The following is a 15,333-nucleotide window of genomic DNA, read 5'->3' on the forward strand; positions in this document are numbered from 1 at the left end:
GGGGATGCCGCTCGGCATCCCCCCTTTGGCGTGTCCGGCGCCGCGTAGGCTGGACGGGTGATCCCGACCCGAGTGATGCGTTTCGTGGGCCCGGCGATCCTCGTCGCGGCCGCCCTCGTCTCCCTCGTGCTCGGGCTCCTGTTCGGCGGGGGCGCCGCCCCGCTGCTCGTCGGCGACGCCGGTCCGGTCGTGCGCTGGGGGCTGCCGATCGTCACCCTCGGCGTGAACCTGTCGGCGGCGGGCATGATCGGATCCCTCGTGCTCGCGCTGTTCGCGCTGCGCGCCGGGGAGCGCCCCTTCGACACGGCGCTGGACGTGGCATCCATCTCGGCCGCCCTCTTCACCGTCGCAAGCGGGTTCACCGCCTTCTTCACGTTCGTCAACATCTTCAACGCCACCCCGAACGCGGGTGCCGAGTTCGGCGGCCAGCTGGGGCGCTTTCTCGTGTCGACCGACCCGGGGCGCGCCTGGGCGCTGACCACCCTTGCCGGAGCGGCGCTCACGGTGCTCACCTTCGCCGTCCGCGGATGGATCTCGACCTTGTTCGTCGCCGCGCTGGCCATCGCCAGCCTCGTGCCGATGGCGACGCAGGGCCATTCCGGCGACGACGCCGGCCACAACATCGCGGTCTCCGCACTCGCGCTGCACATCATCGCGGCCGCCGCCTGGCTCGGCGGCCTGCTGCTGCTGATGGTGCTGCGACCCCAGCTGCGTGGCGCCGCGCTGGGCGACGCCCTCGCGCGGTACTCGAGCATCGCCCTGGTGGCCTTCGTCGTCGTCTCGCTCTCGGGAGTCGCGCGCGCGGCCGTCGGCATCGTCGAGCCCAAGTACCTGCTGTCGGCCTACGGCGCCCTGCTCGGCGTGAAGGTGGTCGCCCTGCTGCTGATGGGAGCGCTCGGTGCGCGGTACCGCACCGGGCTCATTTCCCGCATCCAGCGTGACGAGAAGCCGAGCGCAGAGCGCTCATCGCGGCGGTTCTGGGGTCTGGTCACGCTCGAAATCGTCTTCATGGGCATCGCCAGCGGGGCGGCGGTGGCGCTGTCGCGCACGCCGCCGCCGGTCGACACGCGCCTTCCCGACGTCAAGACGCCGGCGGAGATCCTCACCGAGGTGCCTCTGCCCCCCGAACTGACCATCTCGCGCTGGTTCACGCAGTGGGACATCGACATCCTGTGGGCGTTCGCCGTCGGCTTCGGTCTCTTCTTCTACCTCGCCGGTGCGTGGCGTCTGCACCGCCGGGGCGATCGCTGGCCGATCTACCGCACGCTGCTGTGGGTGCTGGGCATGCTCTCCCTGCTCTGGGTGACGAGCGGTCCGATCAACGCCTATCAGGACTATCTGTTCAGCATGCACATGATGGGCCACATGCTGCTGACGATGGCCATTCCGATGATGCTCGTCTTCGGCGCTCCCGTCACCCTGGCCTCCCGGGCCATCGCCAAGCGCGACGACGGTTCGCGCGGCGGGCGCGAGTGGATCCTCTGGGCGGTGCACACGCCGTTCGCCCGCGTGGTCACCCACCCGCTGTTCGCGGCCGCGATGTTCGTCGGATCGCTCTGGGCGTTCTACTACACCGACCTCTTCCGCTGGACGCTCTACGACCACCTGGGACACGAGTGGATGGTCGCCCACTTCCTCATCTCGGGCTACCTGTTCGTGCAGTCTTTGGTCGGCATCGACCCCGTGCCGCTGCGCTACCCCTACCCGTTCCGGCTCCTCACGCTGATCGGTGTGATGGCGATGCACGCGTTCTTCGGCATCTCGATCATGATGTCGTCGGGCCTGTTCGTGGCCGAGTGGTTCGGCTCGATGGGGCGCACGTGGGGTGAGCCCCCGCTGGTGGACCAGTACACCGGGGGCGGCATCGCGTGGTCGATCGGCGAGATCCCGACCCTGATTCTGGCGATCACGGTGGCGATCCAGTGGAGTCGCACCGATGAGCGTGCCCAGCGTCGGGGCGATCGTCATGCGGATCGGACGGGGGATGCCGAGCTCGAAGCGTATAACGCGAAGCTCGCGCAGCTCGCGGCCCGCGACGCGCGGGAAGCCCGCGTCACGCGCTGACGGCGGAGGCCCCGTCGGTCTCAGCCGCTGGACTGCACCTGGATCGAGGCGGTCCCGTCCGGGAGCATCGTGATCGTGCCGCCGACCCGGAACGGCACGTCCTCGTCGACGTGGGTCACCGTGCCGTCGAAGATCGACTTGATGTCGACGACCACGTGCGCCGTGGCATCCGCGGGAACGATCGACCATCCGGCGCCATCGGGCTGCAGGGAGATCTTGGGCTGGTTCACCATGGACCACACCGGGGGCTCGAGGATGCGGTTGCGCACCTGCAGCCCGAACGGGCACCCGGTGGGCTGCAGCACCTGCTGGGTCGTGCAGGCGGTGAGGAACGACTCGACGCGCTCCTGTACGACATCGACGAAGGTGGAGGTCGGCTGCGTCTGGATGTCTACGGGCACCTCGGCCTGCGGCGTATCGGAAAGAACCGCTACTCCCGGGCTGGAGGAGACCGGGGTGTCGACCGAGATCGAGTAGAGGCCGGGCGAGAACACCAGCAGCGCGACCGGCGCCAGGGGATCGGCCTTCGTGCCGTTGGGCGACACCTGTCGGGTGTCGATCGCGAACCCGTTGACGGAGAAGGCGGTGGCACCGCGCAGGGTCAGATCGATCACCGCCAGCGGGCTCTGCGCGAATCGCCAGGTCGGGGCCAGTCCGACCCACCCTGCCCGCTCCACGCGGAACGTGGACGTCCCGGAGTGCGGGCCGGCGTGGTACGACACCGTCACGAGTTCGACGCCGTCGGATTCCTGCTCGCCGACCACCCGGATGTCGCTGAGCGGGGCAAGCGCCGCGCGGCGCAGGAGGGCTTCGCTCGCATCGGCGGGAAGCCCGGCATCCGTGAGTTCGGAGGATTCGATCGGCACACCGGGCAGGGCAAGGGCTTCGGGTACGCGCCCCTGGCTGAGCAGATCGAGATAGCGCGTGACGAAGGCGCCGGGGCTGTACAGATCGCGGTACACCGTGGCGGTCGCCGCCCCGATCGCGCCCACCAGGAGCAGGCCGACGACAGACAGGGCGGTCAGGTCGAGGGCCAGTCGGCGGCTTCTGCGGCGTGCCGGGGAACGGCGCGTCGCGGCATCCGTGCCCGCCTCCGCGGCGCGCACGTCATCACCCACCACCCCGTCCACAGCTCCAGTCTAGGAAACCCTTCCTGATGGCTAGCATGGATCCGGTGAGCATCCCCTCCCTCTCCGCCGAGCAGGAGGAGCTCTTCCGCCTCATCGAGGACACGCGGGAGCACGTTTTCGTGACCGGGCGCGCGGGCACCGGCAAGTCCACCCTCCTGCAGCATCTGGCGTGGAACACCGAGAAGCAGATCGCCGTCTGCGCCCCGACGGGGGTGGCTGCCCTGAACGTCGAGGGACAGACGATCCACTCCCTCTTCCGGTTGCCGATCGGCCTCATCGCCGACAGCGAGCTGGAGCAGTCCGAACCCGCGCGGCGGGTGCTCAAGGCGATCGACACCCTCGTCATCGATGAGGTGTCGATGGTCAACGCCGATCTGATGGATGCCATCGACCGCTCGCTCCGCCAGGCGCGGGGCCGGCGCTCGGAGCCGTTCGGCGGCGTGCAGATCATCATGTTCGGCGACCCCTACCAGCTCTCGCCCGTGCCGCCGCGCGGCGATGAGCTGCGCTACATCCAGGACCACTACCGCTCGTTCTGGTTCTTCGACGCCCAGGTGTGGGCGGGCCCCTCGACGGACGGCTCGGCGATCCGCTCCGACGGGCTGCTCGATCTCGGCCGCGTCGGGGCGCCCCTGCACATCCGTGAACTGCGCCAGATCCACCGCCAGGCCGACGACGGCTTCAAGGCCATGCTCAACGCCGTGCGCCACGGGGTCGTGACCGCAGAGATCGCGGGCATGCTGAACGCCGCGGGCGCCCGTCCGGTGCCCGAGCCGGTCGAGGGCGAGCCTCCGATCATCACCCTGGCGACCCGCAACGACATCGTGTCGCGCATCAACCAGCGCCACCTCGACGCCCTGCCGGGCCCGGTGCAAACGGCGCGTGCCGACGTGAGCGGCGACTTCGGGCGGGGCGAGGCGTCGTACCCCGCCGACACCGAGCTGCAGCTCAAAGTCGGCGCGCAGGTCATGTTCCTCCGCAACGATGTGGGCGGTCGCGGCGACGGCCCGCGCTGGGTGAACGGCTCGATCGGCACCGTCACACGCATCGCCGGGGGGACGGTGCGGGTCGAGCTGGACGGTGAAGAGGTCGACGTCGAGCCGGCCGTCTGGGAGAGGTTCCGCTACGCGTATGACCCGGGCTCGCGAAAGCTCACCCGCGAGATCGTCGCGGAGTTCACGCAGTTCCCGCTGCGACTGGCCTGGGCGGTGACCATCCACAAGTCGCAGGGCAAGACGTACGACCGCGCCGTCATCGACCTGGGCTCGGGGGCGTTCGCACCCGGGCAGACGTACGTGGCGTTGTCGCGGTTGACCTCGCTCGACGGCCTCTACCTGTCGCGCCCGCTGCGCCCGAGCGACATCCTCGTGGATGCCGACGTCCGCCGGTTCATGGCCGGGGTCCGCGCCGCGGGCTTCTGACCCGCCCGCGAGGAGTCGAAACGCGGGGTCAGGCGGATGCCGCGGCGGCGGCCTTGGCGGTGGCGAGATCGACGAAGAGGTCGGTGTTGAACTGGTACGCGGCCAGCACCTCGTCGATGACGCGCTCGCGCTCCGCGGCATCCCATGCGACGGCGTCGAGCTGCTCGCGATAGACATCCTTGAAAGCGGTGGGGTCGGCAATCTCGTCGAAGAGGTAGAAGCCGATGCCGTTCGTCTCGAAGCCGAACTGGCGCGCCATGAGCTTTCCGATGAACAGGCCCCCGGAGAGGTCGCCGAGGTAGCGCGTGTAGTGATGGGCCACGAAGCCGCCCGGCCAGGTCGCGCCCACCTCGCGGATGCGCTCGACGTAGCGGCGCGTCGTCGGCAGCGGCGCGATGCGTTCGCGCCAGTCGTCGCCGATGAGGAAGGCGAGATCCGCCTCGATGGCGGGCAGGCGCGTGAGCTTCTCGCTGATGAAGGGCGCGGCCACAGGGTCATCGCGCATCGCGTCGGCAGCGGCCTCGAGGGCCTCGTAGATGAACCAGTGCTGGGCGACGAGCGCGACGTAGTCGTCGCGCGTGCCGCGACCGCGCATGAGGTCGTCCATGAACCCGGCGTGCTCGCTGCCGGAGTGGGCGGTGCGCGAACGCTCGCGCAGGGCGGTGGAGAACGGGATCGGCTCGGTCACAGCCGTCAGTGTATCTGAAACTAAGGCTCACCTAAACTGAAGGTTTTCTGCGGGATCGCTGAGTACCCGGACGGCCCCTGCGCTCATCCGTGCGGGCGCGGAGTGATCCCCAGTCGTGCACACGCCTCGTCGTACAGCGCGACGATCTCGCGGCGCACGTCCCGCCGCTCGCTGATCTGCCCGCCGGGCCAGGGGACGCGGATGACGTCCTCGCCGCCGTCGGCCAGTGTGACGTGCCACTGACCGGCCGCGCCGTCGAACGTGACCATCTCGGACGCCACGACGTCGACCTCCGGCGCGAACGCCCGCGCGATGAGCAGGTTGTCGTCGGAGTGGTCGTCGTTCATGTGGCCGAGAACGCCGGTCAGCGTGTCGTCGTCGAAGGTGTGCGCCATGGCACCCACCTTAGGGGCGGGTGTGCGCGGTGCCACGGGTCTGCGCCGGCGCAATGGCTCCCGCGACGGAATCGTCACAGGAGCGTCACGGCGTCGGGTCGTCTGCGCATCGTGATCTACGCTGAAAGGACTGACCAGGGGGTGAGGATGCGGACTTTTCGTCGATCGCGGCGTCTTGCGGCGGTAGCCGGCACGCTCGCGGTGGCGATCGCGCTGGCCGCGTGCTCGTCGACCGACACGGTAGCGCTGCCACTGCCGGATCAGGTGGATGCCGCCATCGGCGGCGATGTGCAGGCCCAGTTGCAGACGGCCGTCGAGCGTGCGGTGGCGGCCTCGGGGGCTTCGGCTGCGATCGTAGGCGTGCGTGTTCCGTGGGCGGGTGTCTGGGACGCGGGCGTCGGCACGGTCGCTCCCGGCGGCGCCGCGGTGAACGACGCCATGACCTTCCACGCCGGTGCGGTGACGCGGTCGATGACCTGCGACGTGCTCTACGGGCTCGTCCACGACGGCGTGGTCTCGCTGGATGATCCGGTCGGCAAATATGTGACGGGCCTGGGGGACCAGGGCGCTCGGGACGGCCTGACGCTCGGTCAGCTCTGCGACTCGACGTCGGGGATCGGTCCGTACGATCCGAGCATCGACGCGCGCATACGCGCCACTCCCTCCCGTGTCTGGACGCCGCGGGAGCTGATGGCCTTCGGGATGTCGCGCGAATCGACCACCCAGCCCGGAACCGTGTTCGCCGACTCCGACACCAGCTATGTGCTGCTGGGTTTCGCCCTCGAGCGCGCGACCAACAAGACCGCGGCGCAGCTCTTTCAGCAGTACGTGTTCGGTCCGAACGGGATGACCTCCTCGTCGCTGCCCGACAACGGCACCGCCGAGCTGGACGGCCTGTGGACGGGCACCGCGGCCGATGGCAGCGCGGCGTGCACCGCGCCCACCCCGGTGGTCGGCCTGTCGTCGAGTGCCGGCTTCACGGCATCCGGTGTCATCAGCGACCTCACCGACACGGGGCGATACGTGCAGGCGCTGGCGATGGGGCTGCGTCCCTACGACGCGCCGGGCCGCTTCGAGAACCCGCTGCCGGCGGTGGCGAACGGTCCGTCGTGGTTCACCGCGCGCGGCGGGGCGTACCAAGCCGGCAGCCTCATCGGGCAGTACGGCTCGGTCCCCGGTGCGCTGACGGCCGCGTTCGCCGACCGCACGACCGGGATGAGCGTCGTCGTCACGTTGAACAACTCACGGGCGTCGAGCGACCTCGTCCGCAGTCTCGCGTGGGAGCTGGCGGCCATCGCGTCGAAGGCGCCGGCGGCTGCGGGACGCACCGCCCCGCAGGCGGGGCTGCCGTGGACGGCGGAGGACATGGCCGCGCAGGTCACCGCCGCTGCGGTCTGCCCAATCCCGTGAGATCGAGCACGGTGTGAGCTGCCGATGAGCGCCGTGTGAGCGCCGCGCGCACACCCGCATCTGGAGCGCCGGCCGCGGTCGGCCTCGTCGTCGCCGGACTGGTGTGTCAGGAGGGCGGCGCCGCGATCGCGGTCACGCTGTTCCCGCACGTCGGCGCCCTGGGCATGGTGATGCTGCGCCTCGCGTTCTCCGCGCTGATCCTTCTGGCCGTCGCGCGGCCACGGCTGCGCGGGCACGGGGCGAACGCGTGGCGCGATGTCATCGTGTTCGGCGTCGTCCTGGGCACGATGAACGGGCTGTTCTACCTCGCGCTGCAACGGCTGCCGCTGGGAGTGACGGTCACGATCGAGGTGCTCGGCCCGCTCGCGCTGTCGATCATCGCCGGGCGCCGTCGTTCGTCCTGGCTGTGGGCCGGCGTCGCACTCCTCGGCGTCGTCGCCCTGGCCGGCGGCGGATGGGATCGACTCGACCTCCTCGGCGTGCTGTGCGCGCTCGGAGCCGCGGCGAGCTGGGCGATCTACATCCTCGCGTCGGCGCGCGTGGGCGCCGCGTTCCCGCGCCTGGACGGGCTGGCCATCGCGATGGCGATCGGCGGCGTGCTGTCGCTGCCGTTCGGCATCGTCCAGGCGGGCGCAGCGCTGCTGCGGCCGGAGATGCTCGCGCTCGGCGCCGCGGTCGCCCTGCTGTCGTCGACGCTGCCGTACGCGTTCGAGCTGATCGCGCTGCGGCGCCTGCCGGCGGCGGCGTTCGCCATTCTGATGTCGCTCGCCCCGGCGGTCGCGGCGTTGGCCGGCTGGGCGTTGCTCGGACAGCATCTCGCGTGGCTGGAGATCGTGGGAATCGTCCTGGTGATCGCGGCATCCATCGGCGCCGTGCGCGCCGCCGGGCGCCGTGTGCGCGATGCCGTGGAGCCGATCGGCTGAGGCGGCGCCATCCCATCGTCGGGTGCCCGCCGGGCGGTGATCAGCCGACGTTCGGGTGACGGATAGTCGCGCATGACAGGATGCCGCGGTGACCCCGCGCTCCTCGACATCCGGCCGCGGCGGCTCGGCGAGGCGTCGATCCGTTCGCCGTCGTCCGGTGCTCAGCGCCCGACGGCGGCGGCAGCTGCGTCGTCGGCGGGTGGTCGCCTTGGCGGTGGTGGCCGTGCTCGCCGTCGGGCTGGGCGTGGCGGGGGTCGCGATCGGGCAGGCCGTTCGCCATGCCGCCGTCTGCGCGGAGGCCGAGGGATTCGGGCGGCAGCAGCTCGACAACGCACGCAGCATCGTGGCGGCTGGCCGCGATGCCGGACTGCCTGTGCGCGACCAGACGATCGCGGTGATGACGGCGCTGGGGGAGTCGAGTCTGCAGAACATCGACTACGGCGACTGGGAGACGAGCGGAGTGACCAACCCGGACGGCTCGCGCACGACCTCGATCGGTCTGTTCCAGCAGCAGGACGGCTGGGGAACGCGTGAGCAGCGGCTCGACCCGTACACGGCGGCGAGCCTGTTCTACCGTGCCATGGCCGAGAAAGTTCCTGAGCCGGAGCGGTCGGCCACGGAGCCGACGGAGGTCGCCCATCGGGTGCAGATCAATCGCGATCCGACGCACTACGCCCCGTACTGGCCCCTGGCCGAGCGCATCGTCGCCGTGCTCGACGATCAGGCCGTCGTCGACACCTGCCTCTGACGGGCGTTCGTCTGCGGTCTTCTCTTCTCGACCCCGACGACCGCAGCCACGGTTCCTGCCGCGGCGGTCAGCAGCATGCCGAGCGTCGAGGGGACGAAGGTGGCGCCGACGATCGCGGCCGCTCCGCACAGCAGAACCGTGTTGCCGACCGCCGTCAGCTGCACGCGCAGTGTCAGCAGCCAGATGCCGAGGATGAACACGGCGACGGGCACGGTGAGAGTGGCGTGCGCGGCGATGCTCGACAGTCGCGTCTCGTGGTCGATGTCGTCGACGGCGACCTCGATGCCGGCCGAGAAGGCGCCGGCAGCCGCGAAGATCACGTAGTGGAAGTAGCCGTAGCGGATGGACGACGCGAGGGTGCGGATGTGTCCGGTGTGCTCGCGCGAGAAGTACACCCACCACATGCCCGCCGCGATCGCCAGCGCGGCGACCGACACGACGATGAGCTCGGCGAGGTGCTCTTGCTTCTGCAGTGCCTCGATGATCGCCCCGGCGGAGGCGAGGATCGACTCGCCGAGCAGGATCAGGGTGAACAGGCTGTAGCGCTCGGTGATGTGGTGGGCGTTCCACGGTGCGTGGCCGTCGCGCTCCGCCCAGACCGGTACCAGTGACTCGGCGAGCGCGAGGACGAAGAACGCGACGACTCCGGCCATGGGTGGCAGCAGGAGGCGCAGCACCCACGCCACCTGCACCAGCGCGATTGCGCCCGCGTAACGTAGGCACACCCGGCGGAACTCGGGCACGGATGCCGCCGCGCGCAGCCATTGCCCCACCATCGCCAACCGCATGATCACGTAGCCGAGAGTCACGATCGTGAAGTCCTGATGTTCCATCGCGGAGGCGGTGCCGCTGGCGAGCACGAGGACGCCCGCCATCTGCAGGATGGTCATGACGCGGTACAGCCAATCGTCGACGGCGAACGAGGTGCCGAACCAGGTGAAGTTCATCCACGCCCACCAGATCGCGAAGAACACCATGATGTAGCTCATGACGGCGACGCCCAGCTCGCCCTGGGCCTCCATGTGGTGCAGCTGCTGCGACGACAGCGACACGGCGACCACGAACACGAGGTCGAAGAAGAGCTCGAGCGGGCTGGCGGCGCGGTGCTGCTCGTGCGCGTCGCGCGCTGTCATCCGTCGCAGGCCCCAGCGTGTGCGGTGAGGAGAGGCGTCGTGCGTCATGATCCCCCGATCACCCGCCCCCGTGCGGTGCGCGGCACGGGGAAAGATACCAGGCGCGTCGGCGTCGGTGTCCGATTCAGGCAGCACGCACGGCGACGAACGCCGAGGGCTCGAGGTCTCCCGTCGGAGAGACGAAGATCCGCTTCACGTCGGAGGGCGTGCGGGGGTCGAACACCAGGGGGCGCGACGCGCCCTCGGCGGGCACTTCGCGCGGCGGCAGGAGGGCCAGGCAGGTGACCCAGCGGCGCGCACCCTGGCCGTCATCGAACGCGAACGTGAGGGAGACCGCGGCGCGCGAGGCGGCCATCGCCTCCGTCGACAGCTGCGGCGACGAGGTGACCTCGGCGTCGACCAGGCGGCCGGTGGTCAGGAGTTCGGCGGCCAGGTCGGCGTTGCGCCGGTGGAAGCGCTGCGCGCGCAGGCGGCCGACGATGCTGGTGAGACCCAGGGCGATGAAGATGCCCGGCAGCCACCAGATGCCCGTGTACATGATCCACGCGCCGACGCCCCAGGCCTCGTCCTCATGGAAGACGGGGTCGACGGCGACGCCCACGGCATCCGGCGTCGCCCACATCGGCAGCGAGAGGAGCACGCCGGTCGCGAGGCCGAGAAGGACGATCGATGCCGGGCCGAGGAAGGCGTAGTACGTGCGCCGGCCCGTGTAGCGGTGGTTCCACGCCGAGTAGGCGCCCATCGTGATGATGCTGGCGATGATGCCCACCGGCAGGGCCGTCGATCGGACGGCGACGGGGATGCCGCCGTCCCAGGTGCTGAACACGCTGTTGATCGACACGACGCGCACCTGGTCGAAGAAGCCGCCGATGCCGAAGCCGATGACCGCTGCGGCGGCGAAGCCGGCGAGCCCCCAGAGGATGGTGGCCGTCAGTGCCCGTGGCGAGCCGACGAGCTTTCGATCCCGTTCGGCGGCCGCGGCTTTCGGATCGGTGAGGCTCATGACGTCCAGCCTATGAGGCGGGATGGGGAGCGAGTGGAGGGGCTGACGGGAATCGAACCCGCGCTGTCTGCTTGGGAAGCAGAAGTTCTGCCATTGAACTACAGCCCCATGACGACCTGACGGCCGTGCCCGTCCAGCATACCCACGAAAGTCGCGGCCCCGAACGTCTGTACAGATGTAGGAACGGGTCAGCGGATGCCGCGGTTAGCGTGAACACGCTCGGATCGAGCGCACCCATCCACACGACCCGGAGGACCGATCATGGCCTACGTCACCACCGAAGACGGCGCGGAGATCTACTACAAGGACTGGGGGAGCGCCGACGCCCAGCCCATCGTCTTCCACCACGGCTGGCCCCTCTCGTCCGACGACTGGGACGCGCAGCTGCTCTACTTCCTCGACAAGGGCTACCGCGTGATCGCCTCCGATCGCCGCGGCCACGGGCGCTCGTCGCAGATCGCCACCGGTCATGACATGGACCACTACGCCAGCGACGTGAGCGCCGTCGTCGAGCACCTCGACCTGCGAAACGCCGTCCACATCGGCCACTCCACGGGAGGCGGCCAGGTCGCGCGCTACGTCGCGAAGTACGGCGAGCCCCAGGGCCGCGTCGCCAAGGCCGTGCTCGTCGCCGCCGTGCCCCCGATCATGCTGCAGAGCGACAGCAACCCCGAGGGCACCCCGCTGGTGGTGTTCGACGGCTTCCGTGAGGCCCTCGCTGCCAACCGTGCCGAGTTCTTCGAGGCTGTGGCATCCGGCCCCTTCTACGGCTTCAACCGCGAGGGCGTCACGCCGTCCCAGCCCGTCATCGACAACTGGTGGCGGCAGGGGATGACCGGCAGCGCGCAGGCCCACTACCTCGGCATCAAGGCGTTCTCCGAGACCGACCAGACCGAAGACCTCAAGGCCATCACCGTTCCGGTGCTCGTGCTGCAGGGTGACGACGACCAGGTCGTGCCGTACAAGGCCGCCGCGCTTCTGCAGCACGAGCTGCTGCAGAACTCGACCCTCAAGATCTACGAGGGCTACCCGCACGGCATGCTGACCACGCACGCGGACGTCATCAACCCCGACATCCTCGCGTTCATCCAGTCCTGACCGTCCGTTCGCGAACCGCCCGCTGCGCTGGGCGCCGCACTCCCCGTCACTCCGACAGGTGCTGCACCGTGTTCGTGTAGGTGATCGCATCGGCCGTCGATCCGACGAGGCCGAGGGTCACGCCGAACATCGAGTCGAGGCCTTCGGCGGGCGGCGGGGTGTCGGCGCCCAGCGTGAGCAACTTTCCACCCGGAAGGGTCGCGCTGAGCGAGTTGATGTAGACCGCCACGTGCCCGTCGAGGGTCATCGTGTCGGCCGTCGTCGTCAAGATGGGGCCGGTGTCGCGCCGGACGGTCAGGCTGAATCCGGAGATCGTGATGCGGTCGGCTTCGAGCTTCAACGCCGTCGTCCGCGACCCGTCGGCGAGGGGAACGGTCACGACCGAGATGCCGCGCAGCCCGCTGAACGACAGCGACTTCGACCCGAGCTGGGCCGACGGCTGCGTGAAGACGGGACCCTGCTCGTCGGCGATGGGCGCCACCGCCGGCGGGGTGGTACCTTCCGACGGCGACGGAGACGGCGAGGGCTGCCCGGGCTCCGGAAGACCGGGGACGGTCGGCAGGCTCGGGATGCCGGGAACCGACGCGCTCGCCGACGGTGACGGACTGGGCGTCGGGGACGGCGACGAGTGGCAGGGCATGATGATCGGGATGCACCACTCGGTGGGCTGCGCGCCAGAGGTCTCCACGGCCGCCGCCGGAAGGGCTGCGGTGCCGATCACGCTCGGCACCAGCGCGAGGAGCGCGGCCGCCCGCAGCGCGGAACGAGCACGCCGCGCGGTCATCGCGTGACCGCCTCGTCGGAAACGATCGCCTCCTCGGCATCCGCCTCAGCCGTCTGCTCCGACTCCGCCGTGCGCGCGGCTCTCGGCATCCACGACACCGCGAGGATGCCTCCGATCGCCGACAGCACGAACCCGATCAGGAACCCGCCGAGGTTCACCCCCACGATCGAGTAGACGCTGGTGGCCAGCGCGATCACTCCGTACAGGATGCGGTGCGCCGGGGTCGCGATGACGAGGGCGCCCAGCACGATGAGCAGCAGCGGGATCACGACCGCCTGCAGACCCTCGATGCCGAGGTGGATGTGCAGGCGCCCGAAGTCGAGCTGGCTCGAGCCGAACATCGCGAGGCCGCCGACGATGAGCAGGATGCCGCCGACGAGCGGCCGATCCTTCCGCCAGGCGCGCGCCGGTCGATCGGCCGTGGGCGTCGGCTCTGTCCGGTCCTCGGGCTCGGATGCAGACTCGGCAGTGGGCTCAGCTGTGCGCGCGGCCCGGCGTGTCAGAAGCATCCGCTCGATCCGTCCGTCAGCTTCAGCGACATCCCGGTGAGCGTGAAGACCGAGGCCTGCGTGCTCCACGAGATCTGCTGGAGGTTGTTGATCGTGACGCTGTCGGCATCCTGAGCGAAGTCGCCCGCCGAGCCCTTCGCCGCCGTGTTCACGGTCGAGGCGTCGACGCCGATGCGGATGTTGGAGAACGACGAATCGCCCTTGAGGTCGGTCATGCCGATCTGCAGGTCGCTCGCGGTGGCCGGGTTGCCGCCGCCGCCCGCCGTGATGAGCACGCCCACCTTGCCCAGCGGGGTGTCGGAGATCACCGACTGGCAGAGGTCGTAGAGCTGCGCCGACGCGATGTTGGCGATCGCGACGTTGTGCGAGCCGCCCGCGGTGTCTTGCGTCACGCCCGCGTACTGCGAGAAGCCGGTGCCTTCGAGCTTGGACGCGCTGATCTGGAACTGGCTGCCGGAGACCGCGAACGAGACCGGAACGGCGCCCTGTGCGACGCCTCCGAGGAGGAACGTCGAGGCGAGGACGACGGGGATGGTGGCGAGGGTGATGCGTCCCGCGCGGGAGCGAGTCGGGTTCGAGAGTCTCATCGATCCTCCGGATGCCGGGGCGCCGGCTCCGCTGCCGACGCGTTCGATCATCGACTGTGCGCCTCAATTGACAATCAGTCAATAAGGATGCCGTCACTGTGAGAGAAATCTCACGAAAACTGCCCGTGGGACCGTGCCCACCTCGTCGGTAGGGTCGAGGACATGTCCACGGAGCAGCGGCGGCGCCTGTCGCGGGAGGATCGGCGCGCCCAGCTGATCGCCTCGGGGGTCGCGTTCCTCGCGTCGCAGCCGCTGGACGAGCTGACCATCGAGGCGCTCGCCGAACGGGAGGACGTCTCGCGCGCACTCGTCTTCCACTACTTCGGCACGCGCCAGGGCCTGCACACCGCGGTGGTCACGACCGCCCGCGACGCGCTGATCGCGGCATCCGCCCCCCGCGCGGAGCTGCCGCCGCGCGCCCGCCTCGACGACACGATCGAGCGGATCGTCGCGTTCGTTCGCGCCCACCGCGGAACCTTCTACTCGCTGGTGCGGGGCGTCGCCAGCGGCGACCCCGTCGTCCGCGAACTCGTCGATGAGGCCCGCGACGAGAACGCGCATCGCATCGTCGAGGTCTTCCACGAGCTGGGTCACGCCGACTCGCCCCTGCTGTCGGTGGCCGCGCGCGCCTGGGTCGCGTTCGCGGAGGACGTGCTCATCGAGCTCGGGCTCGAGTCCGACCGGCCCGCCGGCGAGATCGTCGCCTTCCTGTCGCGTTCGGCGCTGGCGATCGCGGCATCCGTCGACCACTGAGCGCGCCGCGCTCGCCCGCCGCGGACAGTAGGCTGGCCGCGTGCTGCTCAGTGACCGCGATATCCGCACCGAGATCTCCTCCGGCCGCGTCGGACTCGACCCGTGGGATGCCGCGATGGTGCAGCCCTCGAGTGTGGACGTGCGTCTGGATCGCTACTTCCGGCTGTTCGACAACCACAAGTACCCCTTCATCGATCCCGCCGAAGACCAGCCCGACCTCACCCACCTCATCGAGGTGCGCCCCGACGAGGCGTTCATCCTGCACCCGGGCGAGTTCGTCCTCGGCTCGACGTTCGAACAGGTGACGCTCCCCGACGACATCGCCGCACGCCTGGAGGGCAAGTCGTCGCTCGGACGCCTCGGCCTGCTGACCCACTCGACCGCGGGCTTCATCGACCCCGGATTCTCCGGTCACGTCACCCTCGAACTCTCGAACGTCGCCACGCTGCCGATCAAGCTGTGGCCCGGCATGAAGATCGGTCAGCTGTGCTTCTTCCGGCTGTCCTCTGCGGCGGAGAACCCCTACGGCACCGGCCCCTACCTCAACCGCTATCACGGGCAGCGGGGCCCGACGGCGTCGCGCTCGTTCCAGAACTTCCACCGCACCGACGTCGGCGCGACGGACGCGGGCGCTCGCGGGGCCTGAGCGCGCGCCGACCGCCGCCGCAGCTTTATCAGAGTTGCCCG

General features: G+C 69.9%; 16 protein-coding genes and 1 tRNA gene. 8 read left to right on the forward strand and 9 right to left on the reverse strand.

Annotated features, from left to right (window positions below):
- The first annotated feature begins 75 nt into the window (after window positions 1-75).
- A complete protein-coding gene (locus tag HMPREF1529_RS05355) occupies window positions 76-2,064 on the forward strand; it encodes a cytochrome c oxidase assembly protein (protein ID WP_036282754.1) in 1,989 nt (662 codons plus the stop codon).
- Between the two features lie 20 nt (window positions 2,065-2,084).
- Here HMPREF1529_RS05355 and HMPREF1529_RS05360 read toward each other — a convergent pair whose 3' ends face one another.
- On the reverse strand, window positions 2,085-3,182 hold the full coding sequence (locus HMPREF1529_RS05360) for a hypothetical protein (RefSeq protein ID WP_016464010.1): 1,098 nt from the start codon (window positions 3,180-3,182) through the stop codon (window positions 2,085-2,087).
- A gap of 47 nt (window positions 3,183-3,229) precedes the next feature.
- Between HMPREF1529_RS05360 and HMPREF1529_RS05365 the strand changes: the two genes are divergently transcribed.
- Complete coding sequence (locus HMPREF1529_RS05365; protein ID WP_036282757.1) at window positions 3,230-4,615, forward strand: AAA family ATPase; 1,386 nt, start codon at window positions 3,230-3,232, stop codon at window positions 4,613-4,615.
- Window positions 4,616-4,643: 28 nt separating this feature from the next.
- Here HMPREF1529_RS05365 and HMPREF1529_RS05370 read toward each other — a convergent pair whose 3' ends face one another.
- Complete coding sequence (locus tag HMPREF1529_RS05370; RefSeq protein ID WP_016464011.1) at window positions 4,644-5,303, reverse strand: biliverdin-producing heme oxygenase; 660 nt, start codon at window positions 5,301-5,303, stop codon at window positions 4,644-4,646.
- Window positions 5,304-5,386: 83 nt separating this feature from the next.
- The gene (locus HMPREF1529_RS05375; RefSeq protein WP_005051782.1) at window positions 5,387-5,698 is read right to left on the reverse strand and encodes a DUF2470 domain-containing protein; all 312 of its coding nucleotides are present in this window, start codon (window positions 5,696-5,698) and stop codon (window positions 5,387-5,389) included.
- A gap of 147 nt (window positions 5,699-5,845) precedes the next feature.
- Here HMPREF1529_RS05375 and HMPREF1529_RS05380 point away from each other — a divergent pair, with 147 nt between their 5' ends.
- The 3 genes from HMPREF1529_RS05380 (at window position 5,846) to HMPREF1529_RS05390 (ending at window position 8,779) form a co-directional block, all read left to right on the forward strand.
- Window positions 5,846-7,108 (forward strand): serine hydrolase domain-containing protein, encoded by a 1,263-nt coding sequence (locus HMPREF1529_RS05380; protein ID WP_016464012.1) that lies wholly within the window; start codon window positions 5,846-5,848, stop codon window positions 7,106-7,108.
- A gap of 35 nt (window positions 7,109-7,143) precedes the next feature.
- Window positions 7,144-8,031, forward strand: coding sequence for an EamA family transporter (locus tag HMPREF1529_RS05385; protein ID WP_016464013.1), 888 nt, complete (start codon window positions 7,144-7,146; stop codon window positions 8,029-8,031).
- A gap of 88 nt (window positions 8,032-8,119) precedes the next feature.
- Window positions 8,120-8,779, forward strand: coding sequence for a peptidase M23 (locus tag HMPREF1529_RS05390; RefSeq protein ID WP_232212057.1), 660 nt, complete (start codon window positions 8,120-8,122; stop codon window positions 8,777-8,779).
- Here HMPREF1529_RS05390 and HMPREF1529_RS05395 read toward each other — a convergent pair.
- The 3 genes from HMPREF1529_RS05395 to HMPREF1529_RS05405 all read right to left on the reverse strand — a co-directional run bounded on the left by HMPREF1529_RS05395 (window position 8,752) and on the right by HMPREF1529_RS05405 (window position 11,023).
- Window positions 8,752-9,912, reverse strand: a complete 1,161-nt coding sequence (locus HMPREF1529_RS05395; RefSeq protein ID WP_016464014.1) for a low temperature requirement protein A — start codon at window positions 9,910-9,912, stop codon at window positions 8,752-8,754. The genes HMPREF1529_RS05390 and HMPREF1529_RS05395 overlap by 28 nt on opposite strands.
- 124 nt (window positions 9,913-10,036) lie before the next feature.
- Window positions 10,037-10,915: a hypothetical protein gene (locus HMPREF1529_RS05400; RefSeq protein ID WP_016464015.1), complete on the reverse strand. Its 879-nt coding sequence runs from the start codon at window positions 10,913-10,915 to the stop codon at window positions 10,037-10,039.
- 34 nt (window positions 10,916-10,949) lie between these two features.
- Window positions 10,950-11,023, reverse strand: a tRNA-Gly gene (locus HMPREF1529_RS05405).
- Between the two features lie 153 nt (window positions 11,024-11,176).
- On the opposite strand from HMPREF1529_RS05405, the gene HMPREF1529_RS05410 reads away from it, so the two are divergent.
- The gene (locus tag HMPREF1529_RS05410; RefSeq protein ID WP_016464016.1) at window positions 11,177-12,013 is read left to right on the forward strand and encodes an alpha/beta fold hydrolase; all 837 of its coding nucleotides are present in this window, start codon (window positions 11,177-11,179) and stop codon (window positions 12,011-12,013) included.
- 46 nt (window positions 12,014-12,059) lie between these two features.
- On the opposite strand, the gene HMPREF1529_RS05415 is transcribed toward HMPREF1529_RS05410, so the two are convergent.
- Genes HMPREF1529_RS05415 through HMPREF1529_RS05425 form a run of 3 tightly spaced genes read right to left on the reverse strand, consistent with a single transcriptional unit; the run spans window position 12,060 to window position 13,893 of the window.
- A complete protein-coding gene (locus HMPREF1529_RS05415) occupies window positions 12,060-12,797 on the reverse strand; it encodes a hypothetical protein (RefSeq protein ID WP_016464017.1) in 738 nt (245 codons plus the stop codon).
- Window positions 12,794-13,306 (reverse strand): DUF6114 domain-containing protein, encoded by a 513-nt coding sequence (locus HMPREF1529_RS05420; protein ID WP_016464018.1) that lies wholly within the window; start codon window positions 13,304-13,306, stop codon window positions 12,794-12,796. The genes HMPREF1529_RS05415 and HMPREF1529_RS05420 overlap by 4 nt, the downstream gene beginning before the upstream one ends.
- Complete coding sequence (locus tag HMPREF1529_RS05425; RefSeq protein ID WP_016464019.1) at window positions 13,297-13,893, reverse strand: DUF6230 family protein; 597 nt, start codon at window positions 13,891-13,893, stop codon at window positions 13,297-13,299. Before HMPREF1529_RS05425 ends, HMPREF1529_RS05420 begins: the two co-directional genes overlap by 10 nt.
- A 162-nt stretch (window positions 13,894-14,055) precedes the next feature.
- On the opposite strand from HMPREF1529_RS05425, the gene HMPREF1529_RS05430 reads away from it, so the two are divergent.
- Together HMPREF1529_RS05430 and dcd are read left to right on the forward strand one after the other, a co-directional pair.
- Entirely contained in the window at window positions 14,056-14,646 is a 591-nt protein-coding gene (locus HMPREF1529_RS05430) for a TetR/AcrR family transcriptional regulator (protein WP_016464020.1), read from the forward strand.
- Between the two features lie 40 nt (window positions 14,647-14,686).
- Window positions 14,687-15,292: a dCTP deaminase gene (gene dcd / locus HMPREF1529_RS05435; RefSeq protein WP_016464021.1), complete on the forward strand. Its 606-nt coding sequence runs from the start codon at window positions 14,687-14,689 to the stop codon at window positions 15,290-15,292.
- The last annotated feature ends 41 nt before the right edge of the window (window positions 15,293-15,333 follow it).

The sequence above is a fragment of the Microbacterium sp. oral taxon 186 str. F0373 genome, assembly GCF_000411455.1.
Classification (GTDB): Bacteria; Actinomycetota; Actinomycetes; order Actinomycetales; family Microbacteriaceae; genus Microbacterium.